This is a genomic window from Desulfobacterales bacterium (assembly GCA_021647905.1).
GTDB lineage: Bacteria > Desulfobacterota > Desulfobulbia > Desulfobulbales > BM004 > JAKITW01.
In genome coordinates this window covers 1-21076 of record JAKITW010000014.1, presented here as the reverse complement: position 1 = coordinate 21076, position 21076 = coordinate 1, and the positions used below count along the sequence as shown (strand labels likewise).

20 protein-coding genes are annotated in these 21076 nt (G+C 58.5%); 3 read left to right on the top strand and 17 right to left on the bottom strand.

Annotated elements, in window-relative coordinates; genetic code table 11:
- Positions 1-41 precede the first annotated feature (41 nt).
- Positions 42-1319, top strand: coding sequence for an aminotransferase class I/II-fold pyridoxal phosphate-dependent enzyme (locus tag L3J03_03975; protein ID MCF6290136.1), 1278 nt, complete (start codon positions 42-44; stop codon positions 1317-1319).
- Between the two features lie 89 nt (positions 1320-1408).
- Here L3J03_03975 and L3J03_03970 read toward each other — a convergent pair whose 3' ends face one another.
- From L3J03_03970 to nifH, 9 genes are all read right to left on the bottom strand, one after another.
- Positions 1409-1630, bottom strand: a complete 222-nt coding sequence (locus L3J03_03970) for a Nif11-like leader peptide family natural product precursor (GenBank protein MCF6290135.1) — start codon at positions 1628-1630, stop codon at positions 1409-1411.
- 123 nt (positions 1631-1753) lie between these two features.
- Positions 1754-2185 (bottom strand): hypothetical protein, encoded by a 432-nt coding sequence (locus tag L3J03_03965; protein ID MCF6290134.1) that lies wholly within the window; start codon positions 2183-2185, stop codon positions 1754-1756.
- A gap of 144 nt (positions 2186-2329) precedes the next feature.
- Positions 2330-2635: a (2Fe-2S) ferredoxin domain-containing protein gene (locus L3J03_03960; protein ID MCF6290133.1), complete on the bottom strand. Its 306-nt coding sequence runs from the start codon at positions 2633-2635 to the stop codon at positions 2330-2332.
- A gap of 64 nt (positions 2636-2699) precedes the next feature.
- Positions 2700-3866 carry a hypothetical protein gene (locus L3J03_03955; protein ID MCF6290132.1) on the bottom strand — a complete coding sequence of 389 codons (1167 nt, stop codon included), beginning with the start codon at positions 3864-3866 and terminating at the stop codon, positions 2700-2702.
- 93 nt (positions 3867-3959) lie between these two features.
- Positions 3960-5333 (bottom strand): nitrogenase molybdenum-iron protein subunit beta, encoded by a 1374-nt coding sequence (locus L3J03_03950; protein ID MCF6290131.1) that lies wholly within the window; start codon positions 5331-5333, stop codon positions 3960-3962.
- 106 nt (positions 5334-5439) lie between these two features.
- Positions 5440-7077: a nitrogenase molybdenum-iron protein alpha chain gene (gene nifD / locus L3J03_03945; protein ID MCF6290130.1), complete on the bottom strand. Its 1638-nt coding sequence runs from the start codon at positions 7075-7077 to the stop codon at positions 5440-5442.
- 20 nt (positions 7078-7097) lie between these two features.
- A complete protein-coding gene (locus L3J03_03940; protein ID MCF6290129.1) occupies positions 7098-7472 on the bottom strand; it encodes a P-II family nitrogen regulator in 375 nt (124 codons plus the stop codon).
- Entirely contained in the window at positions 7469-7825 is a 357-nt protein-coding gene (locus tag L3J03_03935; protein MCF6290128.1) for a P-II family nitrogen regulator, read from the bottom strand. Before L3J03_03935 ends, L3J03_03940 begins: the two co-directional genes overlap by 4 nt.
- A 94-nt stretch (positions 7826-7919) precedes the next feature.
- The gene (gene nifH, locus L3J03_03930) at positions 7920-8744 is read right to left on the bottom strand and encodes a nitrogenase iron protein (protein MCF6290127.1); all 825 of its coding nucleotides are present in this window, start codon (positions 8742-8744) and stop codon (positions 7920-7922) included.
- A 530-nt stretch (positions 8745-9274) separates the two neighbouring features.
- Here nifH and nifA point away from each other — a divergent pair.
- Complete coding sequence (gene nifA, locus L3J03_03925) at positions 9275-10855, top strand: nif-specific transcriptional activator NifA (protein ID MCF6290126.1); 1581 nt, start codon at positions 9275-9277, stop codon at positions 10853-10855.
- Between the two features lie 25 nt (positions 10856-10880).
- On the opposite strand, the gene L3J03_03920 is transcribed toward nifA, so the two are convergent.
- The 8 genes from L3J03_03920 to L3J03_03885 all read right to left on the bottom strand — a co-directional run bounded on the left by L3J03_03920 (position 10881) and on the right by L3J03_03885 (position 16172).
- Positions 10881-12518, bottom strand: a complete 1638-nt coding sequence (locus tag L3J03_03920; protein MCF6290125.1) for a sulfite exporter TauE/SafE family protein — start codon at positions 12516-12518, stop codon at positions 10881-10883.
- Between the two features lie 53 nt (positions 12519-12571).
- On the bottom strand, positions 12572-12793 hold the full coding sequence (locus L3J03_03915) for a hypothetical protein (GenBank protein ID MCF6290124.1): 222 nt from the start codon (positions 12791-12793) through the stop codon (positions 12572-12574).
- 67 nt (positions 12794-12860) lie between these two features.
- Positions 12861-13133 carry a hypothetical protein gene (locus tag L3J03_03910; protein ID MCF6290123.1) on the bottom strand — a complete coding sequence of 91 codons (273 nt, stop codon included), beginning with the start codon at positions 13131-13133 and terminating at the stop codon, positions 12861-12863.
- A 12-nt stretch (positions 13134-13145) separates the two neighbouring features.
- On the bottom strand, positions 13146-13322 hold the full coding sequence (locus tag L3J03_03905; GenBank protein MCF6290122.1) for a hypothetical protein: 177 nt from the start codon (positions 13320-13322) through the stop codon (positions 13146-13148).
- Between the two features lie 20 nt (positions 13323-13342).
- Positions 13343-13675, bottom strand: coding sequence for a metalloregulator ArsR/SmtB family transcription factor (locus L3J03_03900; GenBank protein MCF6290121.1), 333 nt, complete (start codon positions 13673-13675; stop codon positions 13343-13345).
- A 158-nt stretch (positions 13676-13833) separates the two neighbouring features.
- Complete coding sequence (locus tag L3J03_03895) at positions 13834-14505, bottom strand: ABC transporter ATP-binding protein (GenBank protein ID MCF6290120.1); 672 nt, start codon at positions 14503-14505, stop codon at positions 13834-13836.
- Complete coding sequence (locus L3J03_03890; protein ID MCF6290119.1) at positions 14495-15199, bottom strand: ABC transporter permease; 705 nt, start codon at positions 15197-15199, stop codon at positions 14495-14497. The genes L3J03_03895 and L3J03_03890 overlap by 11 nt, the downstream gene beginning before the upstream one ends.
- Before the next feature lie 79 nt (positions 15200-15278).
- Entirely contained in the window at positions 15279-16172 is an 894-nt protein-coding gene (locus tag L3J03_03885; GenBank protein MCF6290118.1) for an extracellular solute-binding protein, read from the bottom strand.
- 630 nt (positions 16173-16802) lie between these two features.
- Between L3J03_03885 and fdhF the strand changes: the two genes are divergently transcribed.
- Complete coding sequence (gene fdhF / locus L3J03_03880) at positions 16803-20918, top strand: formate dehydrogenase subunit alpha (GenBank protein ID MCF6290117.1); 4116 nt, start codon at positions 16803-16805, stop codon at positions 20916-20918.
- Positions 20919-21076 lie beyond the last annotated feature (158 nt).

Sequence of the window (21076 nt, the reverse complement as noted above, 5' to 3'; positions counted from 1 at the left end):
CTCCGCGCTTACATTGATCAAACACCAACAGGGAGTGAACCATGATTATGCCTGCACTGAATCCCCTGGTCTTGAGCCTCAAGGAATCGGCAACCCTGGCCATCAACCTGGAGGCCCTGCGGTTGCGAAACCAGGGCCGGAGAATATTCCACTTTGGTTTCGGCCAGTCGCCCTTTCCGGTGCCTGATACCATTCAGGCGGCGCTGCGGGACAATGTTGACAAGAAAGACTACCTGCCCACCCAGGGGCTGCCGGAGCTGCTTGACGCGGTGGCCGGCTTTTATAACCAGCAGTTCGGCTATGATTTCAAGGCCGGCAACATCTGTGTCGGCCCGGGCAGCAAGGAGTTGATCTTCCAGATCCTGTACCTGATGGAGGGGCCGCTGCTGGTGCCGGCCCCGAGCTGGGTGAGCTACGGACCCCAGGCCGCCCTGCGCGGCAAGGAGATCGTGCCGATTATCACCAAACGGGAGAACAGTTACCGGTTGCAGCTGGATGAGCTGGACCGTACGGCGCACGCCATGGGACAGCAGCAGAAGCTGTTGATTTTGAACAACCCCAACAACCCCACCGGCGCGGTTTATACCCGGGACGAGATCAAGGAACTGGCAGCGATCTGCCGGGCTTATCAGATCATCGTCATCTCGGACGAGATCTACGCGATGATCGATTTCACTGACAATGCCCAGGCCAGTCTGGCCCATTACTACCCGGAAGGGACCATTGTTACCGGCGGACTGTCAAAATCCTTTGCCGCCGGCGGCTACCGGCTCGGGGTGATGCTGCTGCCCGAGACCCTGGAAATCATCCTGAATGCCCTGAAATCGGTGATCAGCGAGACCTTCAGCGCGGTCAGCGCCCCGATCCAGTATGCGGCCCTGGAGGCATACGCTAACTTTGCCGCGGTCCGCCCCTTTATTGAAAAAACAAACGAGATCTACGGGTTCGTGGCCCGATACCTGCACCAGCGGTTTGTCGGGATGGGGCTGAACTGCCCCAGGCCGGAGGGTTCTTTTTATCTGTTTCCTGATTTTGAGAACTTCAAGGAGCAGCTCAACCGCCGGGAAATCCTGACCGGCATGTCACTGTGCAAGCATCTGCTGGAACAGTTCCATGTGGCCCTGCTGCCGGGCGCGGACTTCTACCTGCCGGCCACCAGCTTCGGCGTCCGGGTGGCTGCGGTTGATTTTGACGGACAGGCGGTGCTCGACGCCTGGACAGGCCCGCTTGACATGGATGAAGACAAAACCCGCCGGCTGTTCCCCAACCTGGTGGACGGCTGCGACAGCCTGGAGGAGTTTGTCAGGGGACTGGCTTAACCCGTTTTTCCAGCACAACGCAGCAGGCGCAGGTCATTGCTCTGTTACAGTAGATCGCTGGTGAGAAATGCGGGTTAAAACAACGGTTCTCAAACCCACCAGATCTGGCGTTTGGCCGGGTTGCCGATCAGGTCGAATGAATCGCCCGACTCCCTGAGCACATCGTCAAACTCTTCAATGGTGAAGTCGTAATCATCGGTGTTGGCCAGGGCAACGAACTCCTCCCTGGTCTTGATCACGTCATACCTGGCCCGCAGCTTGTGGTCTTCACCGCCAGCGATCAGAAATTCTTCCACGTTTTTCTTGGACATGCTTTTTCTCCTGTGATGATGATATTTTCTAGTTTTCTTAAATCAATTCGCCATATTTCATCCATCGTAACCAATCACGGGCTGAACACCATCCCTGAATTACAAGGAAAGAGTTGCGAGTGATCAACACAGACCGGCCGGTCCGGCTGCAATCTTTCCCGGGCCAACGACATGTTCGGCAACAAACACCTTGACCTCATGGCCGATGGCCAGAATCATGACAATGTCTTCAGGGGTCGGCTTTCTGATATTATAGGTGTCCAGATCACAGATCTCCTGAAAGGAATCCAGCACAAGCAGCCTCCCGGCAAACCCCGGGGTCACCTCGATATGCCGTTCAACGGACCGCAGCAGATCAGCCATGGTGTGGTTGTCGGCCATATCGCCGTGGTACATCAGAAATCCCATCAGGAACTTCTCAATGGCCATGGCGGTGAGGTTGTAGAGAATCTCCGGGGTGAAAACCTCGGGCCGGTCCCGGGCCGCGTTGACCGCGGTGTTCAGGTACTGACCGCCTTCCTTGATATATTGCCGCCAGTCCTCGAGTCCAAACATTTTTTCCTCCCGGTTATTGTAACCGTTCACCTGAAAATTGATGAACTCGTAACAACCCGAAAGGCTTCAAATGCCACCCAATAAAATCAACAAGTTACAAGACGAATCACGTCCGTCGAGCGGGTTGTTGCGAGACCGACAAAATTAACCGATCAGGTAATCCGCGGCCGGCTCGCCATCCTCAAGGCCGTCCAGGATAGCGTCAATGGCCTCTTCACTATCCACGCCCTTGAACCACCAGTTCTCGGGCTGGATCACCATGATCGGCCCGGATTCACACTGCTTGAGACAGGTGGTGGCGGTGAGCAGGCAGTCCAGGCCGCGATCAAGGATCTCTTCCTCAATGTACGGGAGGAAGCCGTCGGTCTGTTTGTGGCAAAGGCCCTTGGGATCGCCGCCGGTGGCGCGAAAGCTCTGGCATACAAGTATCTGTCGTTCAGGGGTGGCCATGATCAATCTCCTTGAAAATGTGAACCGTTTGAGCGTTTGAACGCTTGAATATCTATCTGGTTTGTCATGCCTTCTTTTTCTTCCTGCCGCCGCCATAAAGCAGATCAACCGTGCCCTCGATGTTCTCTTCAACGATGAGCACGGCAATGGACCGGCGGCTGAGAATTTCCCTGGGGCTCTTGCCGGCGCTGGCGGCGAGCAGCACAAAACAGTCGTCCAGGGTATCTGCCAACTCCTCCCAGCGCGAGCTGCCCTTGCCGGGTTCCGGCGCCGGCCGGGTTTCGAGCAGGCAGGCCAGCCCGTCTTCCCGGGGTCCGTAGATCAGTACCCGGATCGCATGGCCCAGGTGGAGATCAATCTCTATGCCGTTGGAGCTGACCACCGCCACATTGGGCCTCTCCTTGCTCGGTTTGGGCAGCGTGGTTGCCTTCCGTCCGCAATCCGCGGCACAGAGGGCCGGTCCTTTTTCAGGCCCGAGTCTTTCCGGATCAGCCTTGATTTCAATATATTTTGCCGCCTGATCACGCAGCGTGGCCATGAGTTCTTCCCCGGGCGCCTCCAGCAGGGTATGCTCCCCGCCGGCCGGCCTGTACGGGACCAGGGTCATGCCCTTTGCCCCCAGCGCGGCCATCCGCTGGGCGATCTTTGCCACATGGTCGTGGTTATAGCCGGGATAAACAGTGGTTCGGACCCGGACCGCCAGCCCGGCCCAGGTAAAGGCGACAACCGCCCGGGCCTGTTCACTGATAAGAATCTCGACCCCCTCGGCCAGGGGCACGGTCTTTCTGCCGGGCCGGATCCAGGCATAGAGCAGCTTGGCCGTCTCGGGATCAATGCTATCCACCAGCAGGGTGACCTGGCGGACGCCTTTTTCAGCCAGGAGTTCAACGTACTGGCCGCCGCCGATACCCAGGGTGGTGATACTCAGAGTGATCCCGGGATGGTTCCGGCCGAGCAGGGAGATGGTCTCCATGGTGGGCCCGGGCACGGCCAGGGGGTCGCCCGGCCCGTCTATGTCCGCCATGTCCACCGCAATCCCCCGGCCGAGCAGTTCGTCCAGCCAGGCAATCGCCTCGGCCGGCAGCATCGCCTGCTGCTGCTCCCCGGTGGGGGCAAAGCGGATCCGGCTGTTGGCCCGCGGCGCCACCGGCAGGCTTATTGATCCCGCCGGCCCGGGACTGTCCGCGTTGCAGCAGGGATTACTTTTTCGGGGGAAAGGGATTACGTCCATCAGCTGCCTCGGATATGGGAGTTACACCTCACTTGAACCACGGGATATCGAACAAGGAATCATTTTCAAACCAAGATGGTCCGGCCATGCCGGTTAATAGACCAGTTCGAAGCTCTCCTCCGGTGCGTCACGGTCCATCCGGTCCATGAGCGCGTTGAGGATTTTTTCAAGCAGTCTGAGCCCGCCCTTGTAACCCACGGTGGGGAAATACTGATGTCCCTGCCGGTCCAGGATCGGGAAGCCCCAGCGGACCAGCGGGATATCCTCGTCACGGGCCATATGCTTGCAGTAGGTGTTGCCCATGATCAGGTCCACCGGCTCGTTCTTGATCCACTGGTGGAGCAGGAACATGTCGCCCTTGGCCTTGACGTTGACCTCAAAGGGCATCTCCTCGGTGATCTCCCTGATCCGTTTTTCGAAGTTCTTACCCGGGGTGCCGGTGACAATGTGCACCGGGCACATGTCGATGGACACCAGGAACTCGGTCATGGCAATGAGCTGGTCCGGATCACCCACCAGGGCCACCTTTTTCCGATAAAAGTACTGGTGCATGTCCGAGATCATGTCCACCAGCTGGCCGCGTTCAAGGGACACCTCGTCAGGCACCGGCACCCCGGCCACGGTGCGCAGGGCATCGATGAACCGGTCGGTGGCCTTGAGGCCGAAGGGCATGTCGAGCACCTTGCAGGGGACCTTGTGTCTGCTGTCCAGCTCGCGGGCCGCGGCAGCCGAGCACCACTCACCCAGGGCCAGGGTGCCGATTGAGTCAGCAGTGGATTTCAGTTCGGCAATGGTGGTGCCGCCGTCCGGGAACATCTTGTACTCGCCGGACAAGGGGCCGTTCAGCACGCCCGAGGTGTCTGGAAAGAGGATGGTCTTGACGCCGGTCAGGGCGGCCAGCCGCTTGAGCTCTTCCATATCAGCCGGTTCGACCCAGCCGGGGATGATGTTCACCTTGCCGTTCTTCTTGCCGGTGGGTTCGGCGAGCCCGGTCATTGACTTGACCATGGTGGAGAAACCGGTCACGTGCGAGCCGACATAGCTCGGGGTGGAGGCACTGATCATGTACTTGCCCTTGGGCAGCTTGCCTTCCTTGATCGCCTTCTTTCTGATCTGGGGCAGATCATCGCCAATGGTCTCGGAGAGACAGGTGGTGTGGACGGCGATGATCTCAGGCTCATATACGGAAAAAATATTGCTGATCGCCTGGAGCAAGTTGGCCTGGCCGCCGAACACCGACGCGCCCTCGGTGAACGAACTGGTGCCCGCCGGGACCGGCTCCTTGTAGTGGCGGGTCAAGGTGCTGCGATGATAGGCGCAACACCCCTGGGCGCCGTGGCTGTGCGGCAGGCAGCCGTGGATGCCCAGGGCCGCGTACATGGCCCCGATGGGCTGGCAGGTCTTGGCCGGGTTGATGACCAGGACGCTGCGCTCGGTTACTTCCTTTGGTGTATGTCGTAGTAACATTGTCGTATCCTTTTTAGATAACTGTTTAAACCGTTTAAACAGTTTGAGCCGTTCGAACGGTTATCATTAAAAACCGCTTAAACAGTTTGAGCCGTTTGAACGGCTATCATTCCCAGACATAAGCGGCTGAAAGCTGGGGATTCTCCTGCCAGGGGGCCTTCATGTAGCTCCAGACCCTGGAGTTGACCAGCCGGTCGATTTCCTTGTAGAAATTGACCGCGCCCTTGAACCCGGCATAGGGGCCGCCGGAGTCATAGCTGTGCAGCTGCTTCATCGGCACGCCCAGCTTCTGGATGGAAAACTTCTCCTTGATCCCGGCGCAGAAGATATCCGGCTTCATCAGTTCCACCAGCTTTTCGGCCTCGTACTGGTTGAGGTCGTCAATGATCAGGGTGCCCTGGTCCATGTCCGGATTCAGGCCGTCGTAATGTTTGAACCGGTACCCGGCTTTCTCCAGGGCCTTGATCTCCTCCGGGGTCTTGCGCGGTTTGAACCGGGTCTCGTCGGGCTCGACCACCAGTTCCTCGATGTTGCGGCTGTCCGCATCCAGCTTCAGGTCGGGGATCACCTGGCGGCCCTCGTAGTCGTCCCGGTGGGCGAACTCATAGCCGGCCGAGATGGTCTTCATCCCCATCTCGTTGAACAGTTCCTGGTAATGATGGGCCCGGGAGCCGCCCACGAACATCATCGCGGTCTTGCCCTCGGTGCGGGTCCTGACCTCTTGGGCCGCCTCCTCCACCGCGGGCATCTCCTCGGCGATCACCGTTTCCACCCGGTCGATGAGCTTCTGGTCGCCAAAGTATTCGGCAATCTTGCGGAGCGACTTGGCCGTGGCCCCGGCGCCGATGAAGTTGACCTTGATCCAGGGGATCCCGTACTTGGTCTCCAGCATGTCGGCCACGTAGTTGATCGAACGGTGGCACATGACCGTGTTCAGATCAGCGGTATGGGCCGAGGCAAACTGGTCATAGGTGGAGTTGCCGGAAAAGGTGGCAATGTTGGTGATCCCGCACATCTTGAGGATGCGGTCGATCTCGAATCCGTCACCGCCGATGTTGTACTCGCCGAGCAGGTTTATCTTATAGTCTCCCGGCTTGACCGCATCGTTTTCACCGACAATGTGGCGGAACACCTGGTTGTTGGCAATATGGTGACCGGCGGACTGGGAGACGCCCTTATAGCCCTCACAGGAAAAGGCATAGACGTTGCAGTCGCCGAACTTTTCCTTCATCCGCCTGGTCACCGTATGGATGTCGTCGCCGATCAGCCCCACCGGACAGGTGGCGAACACGGCGATCGATTTGGGGTGGAACAGGTCATAGGCCTCCTGGATCGCCTTTTCCAGTTTCTTCTCACCGCCGAAGATGATGTCGGCGTCCTGCATATCGGTGGAAAAACAGTAGGGCATGTAGTTCTCGCCGTCCGGCCCGGCAGCGGTCTGGTTGCGCCGGGTCAGCCAGGAATAGAAGCCGCAGCCGATGGGGCCGTGGGTGATGTTGACGATGTCGCGGGTCGGACCCATGATAACGCCCTTGCAGCCGGCATAGGTGCAGCCGCGCATGGTGATGATCCCCGGGGTGGCCCGCACGTTGGCGGTGATTTCCGGGGTCTCGTTTTCCAGGGCCTCGTTGATCATTATCTGCTTGGCGCGCTTGCGGGCGACCTTGGGTGGATATTTCTTCAGTAACTCCGCCTTGACCTCGGCCGGGTCCCACTGCACCAGCTTTTTCGCTGTTGTTGCCATTCTTGTACTCCTTTATAAGTTTAGACAATGGAACTGACGCCCGTTTCACCGGTCCGGATCCGGACGGCATCGGAGACCGGCAGGACAAAGATCTTGCCGTCCCCGGGCTTGCCGGTTTTGTTGGTCTTGATAATCGCCCGGACCACCTCATCGACCTGGTTGTCCTTGATTACCACCGTGACCAGGCGCTTGGGATAGAGTTTGCCCTTTTCGCCGAGCAGGGAGGCGGCCTCCTCATAACCCTGGGTCGCGCCTTCAAGGACCTCGGGGTTGACAAATCCCTTGCCGCGGCCCTGGGCCTCGTGGGCAAAGAAGGCGTCAACACCGCTGTCGGTCAGGGCCTGCTTGGTCTGATTCATCATGTTTATTCGCACCACCGCGATCACTTCCTTCATGCCGCATCCTCCTCAGGGGCGCCACCGTTCTCCTTGATGCCGGAACTGATGGTGTAGGATTCCTCAACCTCGCTGACAAATATCTTGCCGTCACCAAAGGCGCCCTTGCCCGGCGAGCGGGCGGTGTCCATGATGGTCTCGATGACAAAATCCTTGTCCTCGGCCTTGACCACGCTCATCAGCATGGTTTTCGGGATTTCATCATAGGTGACCTCGCCGATTTTGATGCCGCGCTGCTTGCCGCGGCCGGCCACCGAATACTTGGTTACCGCGGGAAAACCGGCGTCCATCAGGGCCGCGAGGATATTATCCGCCTTTTCCGGCCTGACAATTGCTCTAATCATGATCAGCATATTATTATCTCCAGCTTTGAATTTTGAATCTTTTGAGCTGTTTGAGCTGTTTGAACTGTTTGAGCTGTTTGAGCTGTTTGAACCGTTTGAACGCTTAGTTCATCAGGCCGAAGTCCATGAGCAGCTGCTCCAGTTCCTTGATCTCCAGCGGGGTGGGGATCACGAACCTTTCGTTGCCGTCAATGGCCCTGGCCAGGCCGCGGTATTCCTCGGCCTGCGGAACTTCCGGGTTCCATTCGATGACCGTCTTCCGGTTGATCTCGGCCCGCTGGACATCGTTGTCCCTGGGAATAAAGTAGATCATATGGGTGCCCAGTTTCTTGGCCAGTTCCTCAATCATCTCTTTTTCATTGTCCACGGCCCGGGAGTTACAGATCAAACCGCTAAGGCGCACCGAGCCGGACTGGGCGAACTTGGTGATCCCCTTGCAGATATTATTGGCCGCATACATGGCCATCATTTCGCCGGAAACAACGATGTAGATCTCTTCCGCCTTGCCGTCACGGATAGGCATGGCAAAACCGCCGCAGACCACGTCGCCCAGGACATCGTAGAAGGCGTAGTCCAGTTCTTCGCTCTCGGCGTAGGCGCCAAGGGATTCCAGCATGTTGATGGAGGTGATGATGCCGCGACCGGCGCAGCCGACTCCCGGCTCCGGGCCGCCGGACTCAACACACCAGGTATCGCCGTAACCCTTTTTGCGGATATTTTCGAGTTCCACCTCTTCACCTTCCTCGCGCAGGGAGTCCAGGACCGATTTCTGGGCCAGGCCGCCCAGGAGCAGCCGGGTGGAGTCAGCCTTGGGGTCGCAGCCGACCACCATGATTTTCCGGCCCATCTGGGACAAGCCGGCCACCGTGTTCTGGGTGGTGGTGGATTTGCCGATCCCGCCTTTTCCGTAAATTGCTACCTTTCTCATCTTTTTCATCTGGTATTCCTCCTTGTATGATGGAAGTGATAAAAAAATAAAAATTCTTTCCCGCACCCTTTGGGTCCCGTGGCGCCGCAACTCTTTCCAGCTCTAAGGGCAAACAGCGTGCCAGGAGGCTACTGTTTATTTTTTATGATTAAAAATCAGTATGTTGCTGAGGAATAAGCTGTCGGCGGGAGAAAAAACAGGGGAAAGAAACAAACGCCCTTAATGTGCATAATGCGACAAAAATGAAGAGATCTCGTCATCTTTGTCAATCAGCCCGGCCAGGTAACAAAATGACAATATTGTAGTTTTTGTGGTCCCTTGAAAATCATTTTGTTACATTTTTGGAGTAAAATGATTAACCGCCGGCCGGGCGAAGTTATACTGCCGCCTGGTCCGGACAATGGATAACATGATGAAAAACCGGGGATAATCTGTCCGGTGAAAAAAAGAATCCCTGGTTCCACGTTTCGGAATGGATTTTGCAAGCCAGGATGGTGACTTATCGTTAAAAATATATAAAAGGCCAGGCAATGATTCAGCACAACAGTGACAAGACACCGAACATCGAGGCCCAGGAAATCCAGGCCCTTTATCAGATTGCCCAGATGATCGGCTCGGCCCTGGACCTGGACCGGGCCCTGGGCGAGATCCTGGGCATCCTGCACGAGACCCTGCGGATGGAGCGGGCCACCCTGGTGCTGATGGATGAAAAAGACCGGCGGTTGGTGATCAGGGCCTCGTACGGGCTCACTGCCAAGGAGAGGGAACGGGGTATCTACCGGGTGGGCGAGGGGATCATCGGCAAGATATTCCAGGAGACATACCCCTGCGTGGTGCCGGATATTGCCGAAGAGCCGCTTTTTCTGAACCGGACCGGGGCCAGGGCCCGCTTTTCCAAGGGCGAAACCTCCTTTATCGGCGTTCCGGTCATCCTGCTTGAGGAGCCGGTGGGGGTTCTGACCGTGGACCGGCTCTTTGGCCCGGAGATCTCCTTTGAAGAGGACATCCGGTTCCTCACCGTGGTGGCCATGCTGATCGCCCAGTTTCTCAACCTGCACAATGCGATTAAAAAGAAAGAAGAACGGTTGGTGGCCGAGAACCTGTCACTCAAGGAGGAGTTGAAAAAGAGGTTCGGTCATCATAATATCATCGGCCAGAGCAAGCCGATGCAGGAGGTCTTCCGGACCATTGACAAGGTGGCCCCGAGCACGGCCAGCGTGTTGCTGCTGGGCGAATCAGGCACGGGCAAGGAACTGGTGGCCCGGGCCGTACACCTGGCCAGTCCCCGGCGGGATCGGCCCTACATCAAGGTCAACTGCGCGGCCCTGCCGGAGAACCTGCTTGAAAGTGAACTGCTCGGCCATGAAAAGGGGGCCTTTACCGGGGCCACTGGAATCAAGCTGGGCCGTTTTGAACTGGCCGACCAGGGTACCTTGTTCCTGGACGAGATCGGCGAGTTGCCGCTGGAGCTCCAGGCCAAGCTGCTCCGGGTTCTGCAGGAGAAGCAGTTCGAGCGGCTGGGCGGCACCCGGACCATCCGGGTGGATGTCCGGATCATTGCCGCCACCAACCTCAGCCTGGAACAGGCAGTGCTTCAAAACACCTTCCGGGCCGATCTCTATTACCGGCTCAACGTGGTGCCGATCATCCTGCCGCCCTTAAGGGACCGGCGCGAGGATATTCCCTTTCTGCTCGAACATTTTCTCCAGTTGAGCAACCGGGAGAATAAACGGAGGGTGGCCCTTTCCCGGGAGGTATTGGAGTTTCTCCGTACCTACCGCTGGCCCGGCAATGTCCGGGAACTGCAGAACCTGATCGAACGGCTGGTGATCATGGCGGACCGCAACCTGGTGAAAATGGCGGACCTGCCCTCATTCATGAAGGCGGAGCCGGAAGAGCGGATGGTGCCGCTGGCCCCGGCCCCATCCCTTGCCCAGCCGGCAATGGGCGCCCAGACCCAGTCCCTGCAGGCGCTGGAGAGGCAGCAGGTCGAGGCCGCGCTCAACCGCCATGGCTGGGTACAGGCCCGGGCGGCCCGGGAACTGGGACTGACCCAGCGCCAGATCGGTTACCGGATCAAGAAATTCGGTCTGCGGTCACCCTTTGCATGAGGCTTTCCTTGTTACTGGACGGAGATCAGCGCAGAAAGGGCAGCGCTCCGGTGTATTTCATAAATACTATGATCAACGCCAGGGCCAGCATCCGCTTCAGAAAGACCTCGGGCAGCCGTTTCTGGATCTTCGGCCCCACCATGCCGCCGCCGATGGCGCCCACGGCAATACAGGCGGCCATCAGCCAGTCCGGCGAGTACCCCATCATCGTGTACCTGCTGATCCCGCCCAGGGAGGTGGCAAAGGTGCCGGCCAGGGCGATGGGTACTGCCAGATACATGGGATAGCCGAGAACAGAGGCCATGAACGGCATGAACATGAAACCGCCGCCCACCCCGAAGGAGGAGGCGATCATTCCCATGAACACCCCGCTGACCAGCATGAGCAACGGCCGGGCCACAAAGGTCTCGCCCCAGAACTTCATGTCGAACCGGGTCAGGCTGAATTTTTCAAACTCAACCCTGCCGATCTGGATGGCGGTGCCCTCTTGCCTGGCCTTTTTCATGGCCCGGTTAAAACGTTCGACAATCGCCTTTGTTTGTTTCTTCCTGGCAATGGCGCTGGGCAGGCTTTCCCAGAACAGCTTGATGCCGATTATCAGACAGACAATACCGAGATAGAACTTGTAGGCCTTCATGGGCAGGTATTTGGCTGAATATTCCGGGCCCAGCCAGAAGGCGCCAACCACAATGCCGGCGGCAAAAAAGAGGCCGAGCGGCCAGGCAAACCGTTTTTCGCGAAAATAGTTGCCCAGCCCGGTGACCGGTGACAACAGGGTGAGAAAAAGATTGGTTGGTTTGATGGTATTGGCGGCGTTCACCCCCAGGGGGCCCATGGTGCCGAGGATCGTAATCTGAAAAGCAGCGGTAAAGAGACCGCCGGCCGCGCCCATGATAACAAAAAGCACGCCGATCAGAAAACTGCCCAGCACGACCACCAGGGGATTCACATAGGTATTGGCAATGGAAAAATAAAAACCCGAAGGCTTGATGACAAACCCGCCGGCCCGCTCGCCGTTCACGTAAACCGCCATCTCGGTGCCTGGCGCAAGGTTGCCGTAGGGGGTCATGGTAATGGAAAAGGCCCCGCTTTTCTTATCCAGCGAAACAGTGACACCCCGGTTCCATGGTTCGGGTTGCCGGCTGAAATCGGCAAGCACCATTCTGGCGTTGCCGCCGCCGGCCTGTTTCTCCTTGGTAATGGTGTTGATCCCGAACCTGGTTTCATGGGCATAGGTCAGAAACTTCCACTGCTCGCCGGTGGTCACCGGCCCGAGCATGGTTTTCACCCCAGGGTCGATCTCGGCCCATTTTTTTATTTTATTGACCCCCACCGTATACCTGAAGGGCGGAAAGGCGAACAGACCTTCTTCCTGCCCCTTTTCAACCGATTGCGGCAGGGCAAGGGTCTGCGGGTCGCTTGACAGGACGTAATAAACCGGCGGGATGGTTGTGTCCTGGAAAAGCGCGGCCAGTTTTTTCTTTTCCGTAATACCCGGCGAGTCTGCGGCCTTGAACGTCTGTTCCGTACAGACAACCACGTAAAGCTCCCGGCCCGGTTCGATTGAACCGGTTACGGTAACCGGATCGCCGGCCACGATATCCCGGCCGGACAAGGTGGCCTCCATTGCCGCTGCCCCGGGCAGCGGGGGGAAAAACAACATTCCGATAACAAGGCTCAGCAAAAACAGCGGGTTACGGTTCAGGAGCGCCCTTTTCACGGCTGCCCGTCCCCGGCCTCTGCAAGCTGCAACCCTATCGCGGCCGCCAGCTGTTCCTCGCTGATATCCGCGCCCGCCACAATGACCCGGTCGCCGATCATAACCGCTGGCGCCCTTGGCAGGCCGAGGGCGTCATGGTCAAGCGACTGGAACTCGTGGCGCGGTTTTGAAATAACCGTAATATCGATGTCAAACCGTTTGCCCAGCCTGGGCAGCATTTCCTCGAAATGGCGTCAGGTTTTCCCCTGCGGTTCGTTGAGAAAAAAGCGTACCAGCAACATGGCGTCATTCTCCTGTTTGAATTTTTCCTTCCCGTTTGAGCTTGCTGAGCATAAAATGCGCCCCGGCGCGCGACAAACCGATACCCTCGGCCAGGCCATTCGCGGTTACGGGATGATTATCCCTGGCAAAGGAAAGCACCTCGTTTTCCAGCTCCTCGAACCAGTCCTCGAACAGGGGCAGGATCTCCGGGTCGGTGACCGCCTGCAGCTGTCTGGATTGGGCCACCTTGTCCACCAGGCTCTGGCACATACGCGTTGGATCGACACCTTCGTCCATGCATTCAGCCAGTCAGAGATTGACCATGCTCGATATCTTGTCGTTGCCGGAATCACCGATCAGGGAGACAACAAAGTCAAGCTTGGCATTCTCGTCAATATGTTTGAAAAGGGTGGACACGGCGCCGGCAAGCGCGGTCATCGCCTCTTTTGGGTCCATTTTTTCAACTATCTGCAGAAGTTCCTTCATTGGTACTCCTCCCTTTGACGTTAAAAGGTGGTTCGGTTGGTGAGTAGATCGGTTGCCAGCCGGCTCAGGCCGCTGAGTATTTCAGTGACCCGCTGGTCGGTCAGTTCATAGTTGATAAAGGGGCCGTTCCGTTCAACCTTGACCAGGAGCGAACGCTTGAGTTCCTTGAGGTGATGGGATACCAGGGGCTGGGAAATCCCCAGTTCCTCGACAATGCGGGAGACCGGTTTTTTGCCTTTGTGCAACGATTGAATAATTCGCAGGCGGTTTTCGTCGGCCATGGTCTTGGCCAGAAAGGCCGCGGCCTGGAGATTTACCTCTTTGCTTTTTGCTTGCCCGGTTTTTTTTCGCAAGGGTTTCTCCTTGGGTGGAAGAATATGCTCCGGGTTTCCGTCAAACCCGGGCCCTATTAAGTTTAAAAACATATAAACATATATTTATATGTTTTGTTGCTGATTGTCAAGGTAACCGTTCACCAGGGGCTACAAATTTACGGAAACCACCGGGCGGGTCAGAAAGGGGGAGAGGCGCTCTTCGCGGCCAGGCGGCCGTTATCCAGATAGAGTTTGTTCCGGGCCAGCCGCTCGGCCAGGGGCTGGTCATGGCTTGAGAATATTATCGATGTCCGCTGCAGGGTGTTAATCCGGCCGAGGATGGCCAGAATCCGTTCCTGGTTCCCGGCATCAACATTGGCAAGGGGTTCGTCGCAGAGCAGCACCTCCGGCTCAAGCACCAGGGCCCGGGCCAGGGCGATTCTTTTTGTCTCGCCGCCGGACAGGGTCTGGCCCCGGGCATGGATGAAGTCCTGCATATCGACCATCTCCAGGGCGGCCCGGATCTTTTTATCGCGAACCTCTTTCCTGATCCTGCGGATCTTCAAGCCGAACTCGAGGTTGGCGTACACCGACGCGGTGAAGAGGATCGGGTGTTGATCAACCAGCACAACCCGGCGCCGCAGGGGCAGTAGAAAGGACTCGGTGAAACGCACCGGGCCGGAGCCGAAGGAGATGGTCCCGGCGGTCGGCGCGTCGAGAAAGGCGAGCAGGTTGAGCAGGGTGGTCTTGCCCGAACCGTTGGGCCCCAGCAGGGCATGGATCCGCCCCTTTTCCATGGTGAGGTCCGGGATGTCGAGGACAGTCCGGCTGTTAAAGACCCGGGTCAGTCCGGAGAGTTCATACAGCATTGGATTGCAGCCTGCCCTGGAAAAAGTGAAACAGCAGATTAATGCCAAGGGCCAGACTGAGCAGGACGATTCCCAGGGCCACCGCCAGGGTGAACTCGCCCTTGTCGTATTCAAGGGCCATGGCCGTGGTCATGGTGCGGGTAAAGCCCCGGACATTGCCGCCCAGCATCATCGAGATGCCGATCTCGGCGATCACCCGGCCAAAGGCGGCAATGATTGCGGCGATGATCCCGTACCGTGCCTCCTTAAAGATGACCAGCGCCATCTGCAACCGGTTGGCGCCCAGGGTCAGGGCGGTATTGCGGTAGCGTTTGTCGATCCGGTTGACGGCGGCAATGGTCAGGGTGGTCACCAGGGGGATGATCAGCAGCACCTGGCCGATGATAATCGCCTTCCGGGTGTAGAGCAGTTCCATGGGGCCGAGGATGCCCCGGCGGGAGATAAAGGAATAGACCAGCAGTCCGATAACCACTGTGGGCATGGCCAGCAGGGTGTTCAGGCAGGTGATGGTCAGCCGCTTGCCCGGAAAGGTGGAAAAGGCGATCAGGGAGGCAAGGGGAAGGCCGATCAGCGAGGCAATGACCGTTGAACTGCAGCTTACCCAGACAGAGACCCCGACGATGATGAAAAGCTCGGAATCCAGGGACAGGAGCAGATGAACAGCGGATGCCAGACTGTCAAGGAGAAGGTCCATGGGCTCGGTTCGCGGCTTGATCGGCGGTCATTCGGCAATGCGGAATCTCAGGCCGGGCCGCCGGGTCTGCAAAGTTTTTTTATCTTGCGTCCGGATAAAAGAGCTGCCTGCCGATCAACCGGTAGTTGTTGATCAGCTTCTGGCCCCGGGACGAGGTGATCCAGCGGGCGAAGCGCTCGGCCAGATCGTAATCCACATGGGGATGCCGGGCCGGATCGACCGGGATGATCCCGTAGGGGTTGGCCAGGGCCGGGTCCCCTTCAACCAGGGGGACCAGGTCGATGGCCGGGGTCCGGCCGTACCTGTACTTGATGTAGGTGCCCCGGTCGATCAGGGTGTAGGCCTGCTTCTCATCGGCAAAGGTGGCGGTCTTGCCCATGCCCTGGCCGATGGACAGGTACCAGCCGTTGGAACCGGCCGGCCGCTGAGAGGTTATTTTTTTCTCTTTGCCCTTTTTGACGATGGTTTGATGCTGTTCGGCCAGCCTGACTCCGGAAGCGCGCCAGAGTTGCTGCTCCTTGGTATGGGTGCCGGAATCGTCGCCCCGGGAGATGAAAAGGGCCCGGGCCGTAGCGATCTTTCCCAGGGCCGCGGCGGCATTTTTCATCCCCTTGATTCCGGCCGGGTCGTTTGCCGGGCCGATGATCAGGAAATCGTTGTGCATCACCGCATACCGCCTGGTGCCGAAACCCCGGACGACAAACTCCTCCTCCCGGTTTTTGGCATGGACAAAAATGATATCCACGTTGCCGTCCATGCCGTCGCGGATGGCGGCGCCGGTCCCCTTGGCAATCACCTTGACCTTGATGCCGGTATCTTTTTCAAACTCCGGCAGGAGCCGGTCGAGCAGCCCCGAGGCCTGGGTTGAGGTGGTGGTGGACATGGTGAGGATCTTGTCGGCTGCTGTTACCGGTCCGTTAATCATCAGGCCCAGGAGCGTCAGGCCGAGATATGTAACCAATAGTTTTTTCATTTTTTGTATTGTGCTTTTTTCCGTAGCCGCGAAATGATTCCGCGGGATTCATGGGCAAAGACTCCATGGCTGCCGGGTAAGCGCGTTTTGCCGAGGGCATTATTTACCCGGGTGGGTTGGAAGATGTCAACCGGGATACTTATACTTTCTTATACCTGCTTAACATAACCAGAACAATGGTAAAGATGGATAAAGGGCCGGCTGCCGGACAGACACCTCTCCGGCAGCCGGCAAGCGCTTGCCAGGCAGGAGGCAACCCGGAGTCCGGCGGGTGATTTTTGCTCTACCCCAGGTGCTGAAAGCAGGATTCCGGCCGCTGTTTTGGAGGAGGCCCGGCCAGAAAATCTATTGACTATAATCGGTTGATCGTATAGAGATAACAGGCAAAATATATACTTTTATGAGTACGCATTAACAGGACGTACCATCTGGACAACATTGCGGTCTCCGGACCAGTTGTTCCAATCTGCCCGGCATGGGTTGCATCAATATCCGGCAGTCTGTCTTCCGTTCCTCCCCCTCCCAACTTCCTGTTTTCTTAAAGAAAGGAGCCTGTTTTCATAGGCGCTGGGACGGGTTTCGGAAATATCTGCTTAATGTGTGACAACAGTTGACCGTAAGGCTGAAACAATGACAGAGAACAGTTCCATTGCTGCCGGCCGCGGGCTGGTATCAGTGACGATAAACGACCGGGAGGTCGGGGTTGCCGCTGGCTGCTCCATCCTCGAGGCGGCCGGCCAGGTCGGCATTGATATTCCCCGCCTCTGCCACCAGGAAGGAAAACCAGACTCGCCGCGGCCCTGCCTGATGTGTCTGGTCGAGGTGGACGGGGAACGGAAGCGGGCCTGCCGGACCACGGTTGCCGCCGGAATGGTGATCAAAACCGAGACCCCCGAGTTGACCGCGCACCGCAAAAAGCGGCTGCAGGAACTGGCCGGCCATCATTATGGCGACTGCAAGGCCCCCTGCACCCTTACCTGCCCCGGCGGCATCAATGTCCAGGGCTATATCAATCTGATTGCCAAGGGTGAATTCGAGGCGGCCCTGCGGTTGATCAAGGAGCGCAACGCCCTGCCCGGCATTGTCTGCCGGGTCTGTCCCCGTTTCTGCGAGACCCGCTGCCGCCGGATCCTGCTCGACGAAGCGCTCTCCATCAACCACCTCAAGCGTTTTGCCGTTGATCAGGCCAATCTCAAGGGTGGCTTTACCGAGGAGGTGGGCGAGCCCAGCGGCCACAAGGTCGCCATTATCGGCGGCGGCCCGGCCGGTCTTTCCTGCGCCTATTATCTCCGCAAGCTGGGACATGAGGTCTATCTCTTTGAGGCTGATACCCGTTTGGGCGGATTGGCCCGTTACGGCATTCCCAATTTCAAGATGCCGGATTACGAACTGGACCGCGAGATCGAGATCATCATCGGTATGGGGGTCCAGGTCAGGACCGGCAAGGAGTGGGGCCGTGATTTCAACCTGGCCGACCTGCGCAACGACGGCTTTGAGGCGATTTTTATCGCCTGCGGCATGGCCCGGCAGATCCAGTTGGATGTGCCCGGCAAGGCGCATATCTGGGACGGTCTCTCCTTTCTCCGGCGCGCCAACAGCGGCGAAAGGATCAATGCCGGCCACAAGGTGATGGTGATCGGCGGCACCAAGATTTCCATCCATGCGGCTCGCAGCGCCCGCCGTCTGGGGGATGTTGAGGTCACGGTTCTTTATCCCCGGGCCAAGGTTGAAATGCCCGCCTCACAGCGGGACATCGATGAGGCGGAAAAAGAGGGCGTCCAGTTCTTTATGATGGCGACCCCGCTTGGCCTTGCCAAAACCGACAGCGGTGGCCTGCGGATGGAGATCGCCCGTACCGTGCTGAGCGAGCCGGATAAACGGGGCAAGCGCAAACCTATTCCCATGGAGGGCTCGTCCCTGATCTGGGAGGGCGACCTGGTGATCAACGGCCTTGGCCAGATGTCGGACGGCGCCTTTGCCGGCTTTGGCGAGATCGAGGCCCGGTTGAACCTGTCCCCCAAAAAGGCGATCAAGGCCAATCCCTCCACCATGGCCACCAATGTCCCGGGCATCTATGCCGGCGGCGAGGCGGCCACCGGGGCCAGGAGCGTGATCCAGGCAGTGGATTCGGGCCGGCGCGCCGCCGAGGCCATTCACAAGGAAATGACCGGCAACCCGGTGCCCAAACCGGCTGATGGCCGGCTTAATTTCTCCAAGGGCAAGAAGTTCGAGGACGTGGACATGGCCAACTTTGCCGGCTCCTCCGTTGCCCTGGCCGAGGCGATGCCGGCCCGGCCGCCGGAACGACGGATCCGTGACTTTGACCAGGTGGAAACCGGTTTTTCCGTGGAAATGGCGGTCAGGGAGGCCAAAAGATGTTTGCAGTGCGGCTGCACCGGTCTGTCCAAATGTACCCTGCGGCCCCTGGCCATTGAGCATAAGGTGCCGGCCAAGCTTGCGGCCAAGAGGCTGCAGTGCCACGAAAAAAGCGATCATCCATCGATCCGGATCGATGCCAACAAGTGCGTCCTCTGCTATCGCTGCGAACGGGTCTGTCCCTACGGGGCGATAACCCTGTCCTTTAAGGAAGAGGACGGGGTGGTTACTGACAAGGATATCACCATTAATGATAAATGTGTATCCTGCGGGGTCTGCGTTGATGCCTGTCCCACCGGCACCCTGATGAAGAATCACCTGGTGCTGCCGCTGCTGCCCGGCGAGGCCGAGATGACCAACTCGGTCTGCACCTATTGCGGCACTGGCTGCGCCACTGAGATCTATACCAAGAACAACGTCATCTTTGAGATCAAGGGCGATGCGCATGGCCCGTCCAACCACGGCGAACTCTGTGTCAAGGGCCGTTTCGGCTTTGATTTCTACAACTCTCCGGAGCGACTGACCCAGCCCCTGCTCCGGGAGAGCAACGAGGCCCCCTTCAGGAAGGTTTCCTGGTACGAGGCCCTGGGCTTTATCGCCGACAGACTCAAGGACAACCAGGGCGAACAATTCGCCGCCCTGGCCTCGGCCCGCTGCACCAACGAGGACAACTACCTGCTGCAGAAGTTTACCCGCGCAGTGATGGGGACCAACTCCATTGATCATTGCGCCCGTCTCTGACACGCCCCAACCGTGACCGGTCTGGTCACAACTTACGGTTCGGCCGCCATGACCAACTCCATTGATGAGATCGGCGAGGCCAGGGTGGTGATGGTCATTGGCTCCAATACGGCGGAGAATCACCCGATCATCTATCACCAGGTGCTCCGGGCGGTAAAGAACCGCGGCAAGCTGATCGTTATCAACCCCCGCCGGGTCGGGCTCTGCACCCATGCCCACCTCTGGCTCCGTCTCAACCCCGGCACCGACGTGCCGCTCCTGATGGGCATGGCCCGGGTGATAGTTGACCAGGGGCTGCTGGACCGGGATTTCATTGACAGCCGCTGCGAGAATTTCGAGGAGTTCAGGCAATCCCTGGCCGGCTTCGGCCTGGCCGAGGTTGCCGCGCTCACCGGGGTGGATGGTGATAAGATCGTCGAGGCGGCCCGGATCTACGCCAGCGAGGGACCGGGAACGATCCTTTACGCCATGGGTATCACCCAGCACTCCAAGGGCACCGACAATGTCAAGGCCATTTCCAACCTGGCCATGCTCACCGGCAACATCGGCAAGCCCTCCTCCGGGGTCAATCCCCTGCGCGGCCAGAACAATGTCCAGGGGGCCTGCGATATGGGGGGACTGCCCATTTACTATCCCGGCTACCAGCAGGTCGCTGATCTCGCGGCGCGGCAGCGGTTCGAACAGGGCTGGGGCGTGCGGCTGCCCGAGACCCCGGGGTTGACCCTGACCAGGATGTGGCCGGCGGTTGATGCGGGAACATTAAAGGCCGTTTATATCATGGGCGAGAATCCGGTGTTGAGCGACCCGGACGCCAACCATGTGGAAAAATGCCTGAAAAGCCTTGACCTGCTGATTGTCCAGGATCTCTTCCTGACCGAGACCGCCCAGCTTGCCCACGTGGTCCTGCCCGCGGCCTGCAGCTATGAGAAAGACGGGGTGTTTGCCAATACCGAGCGGCGGGCCCAGAGGATCCGCAAGGCGGTCAACCCGGCCGGCGAGATCAAGGCCGACTGGCAGATTATCTGCCAGATTGCCCAGCGGATGGGCGCGGACGGTTTTGATTTCAACCATCCCGCCGAGATCATGGACGAGATCAGCAGCCTGGTGCCGTCCTATGGCGGCATCAACTACCAGCGGCTGGAGCAGGGCAGCCTGCAGTGGCCCTGTCCGGATACCGATCATCCAGGCACCCGGTATCTGCATGCCAACGGCTTTCCGCGCGGCCGGGGCAGGTTCATCCCCCTGGCCTACCGGCCCGCCCTGGAGCTTGTTGACGAGGAGTATCCCTTTATCCTGACCACCGGCCGCAACCTCTACCATTATCACACCGGAAGCATGACCCGGAGATGTGAGGTACTGCGCAATATCGTTAATCAGGAGTTTGTGGAGATCAACCCGGAGGACGCCGTTGGTCTCGGGATCGAGGATGGCGAGGTGGTGGTGGTCCTGTCGCGGCGGGGCGAGGTCACGGCCCGGACCCGGATCACCGACAAGTCCCCCAGGGGGGTGGTCTTCATGACCTTCCACTTTAGCGAAACCCCCACCAACCAGCTGACCAACCCGGCGACGGACCCGGATTGCGGCATCCCCGAACTCAAGATATGCGCGGTCAAGATCAAGAAGACCTGAGTTGCGTTTTAATCATATTCAAAAAGGCCGCCCGGGGATCAACCCCGGGCGGCCTTTTTTTGTGGCCTGACAATAAGTCAAAATTTATAATTTACTCTGACCCCTGACCCCTGACCCCTGACCCCCGACCCGCGACCCCTCACCCCGCACACCCGCGC

Coding starts and splice junctions, on each gene's coding strand:
- L3J03_03975 (MCF6290136.1), top strand. CDS start 42: ATGATTATGCCTGCACTGAATCCCCTGGTCTTGAGCCTCAAGGAATCG.
- L3J03_03970 (MCF6290135.1), bottom strand. CDS start 1,630: ATGTCCAAGAAAAACGTGGAAGAATTTCTGATCGCTGGCGGTGAAGAC.
- L3J03_03965 (MCF6290134.1), bottom strand. CDS start 2,185: ATGTTTGGACTCGAGGACTGGCGGCAATATATCAAGGAAGGCGGTCAG.
- L3J03_03960 (MCF6290133.1), bottom strand. CDS start 2,635: ATGGCCACCCCTGAACGACAGATACTTGTATGCCAGAGCTTTCGCGCC.
- L3J03_03955 (MCF6290132.1), bottom strand. CDS start 3,866: ATGGACGTAATCCCTTTCCCCCGAAAAAGTAATCCCTGCTGCAACGCG.
- L3J03_03950 (MCF6290131.1), bottom strand. CDS start 5,333: ATGTTACTACGACATACACCAAAGGAAGTAACCGAGCGCAGCGTCCTG.
- nifD (MCF6290130.1), bottom strand. CDS start 7,077: ATGGCAACAACAGCGAAAAAGCTGGTGCAGTGGGACCCGGCCGAGGTC.
- L3J03_03940 (MCF6290129.1), bottom strand. CDS start 7,472: ATGAAGGAAGTGATCGCGGTGGTGCGAATAAACATGATGAATCAGACC.
- L3J03_03935 (MCF6290128.1), bottom strand. CDS start 7,825: ATGCTGATCATGATTAGAGCAATTGTCAGGCCGGAAAAGGCGGATAAT.
- nifH (MCF6290127.1), bottom strand. CDS start 8,744: ATGAGAAAGGTAGCAATTTACGGAAAAGGCGGGATCGGCAAATCCACC.
- nifA (MCF6290126.1), top strand. CDS start 9,275: ATGATTCAGCACAACAGTGACAAGACACCGAACATCGAGGCCCAGGAA.
- L3J03_03920 (MCF6290125.1), bottom strand. CDS start 12,518: ATGTTGTTTTTCCCCCCGCTGCCCGGGGCAGCGGCAATGGAGGCCACC.
- L3J03_03915 (MCF6290124.1), bottom strand. CDS start 12,793: ATGCTGCCCAGGCTGGGCAAACGGTTTGACATCGATATTACGGTTATT.
- L3J03_03910 (MCF6290123.1), bottom strand. CDS start 13,133: ATGGACGAAGGTGTCGATCCAACGCGTATGTGCCAGAGCCTGGTGGAC.
- L3J03_03905 (MCF6290122.1), bottom strand. CDS start 13,322: ATGAAGGAACTTCTGCAGATAGTTGAAAAAATGGACCCAAAAGAGGCG.
- L3J03_03895 (MCF6290120.1), bottom strand. CDS start 14,505: ATGCTGTATGAACTCTCCGGACTGACCCGGGTCTTTAACAGCCGGACT.
- L3J03_03890 (MCF6290119.1), bottom strand. CDS start 15,199: ATGGACCTTCTCCTTGACAGTCTGGCATCCGCTGTTCATCTGCTCCTG.
- L3J03_03885 (MCF6290118.1), bottom strand. CDS start 16,172: ATGAAAAAACTATTGGTTACATATCTCGGCCTGACGCTCCTGGGCCTG.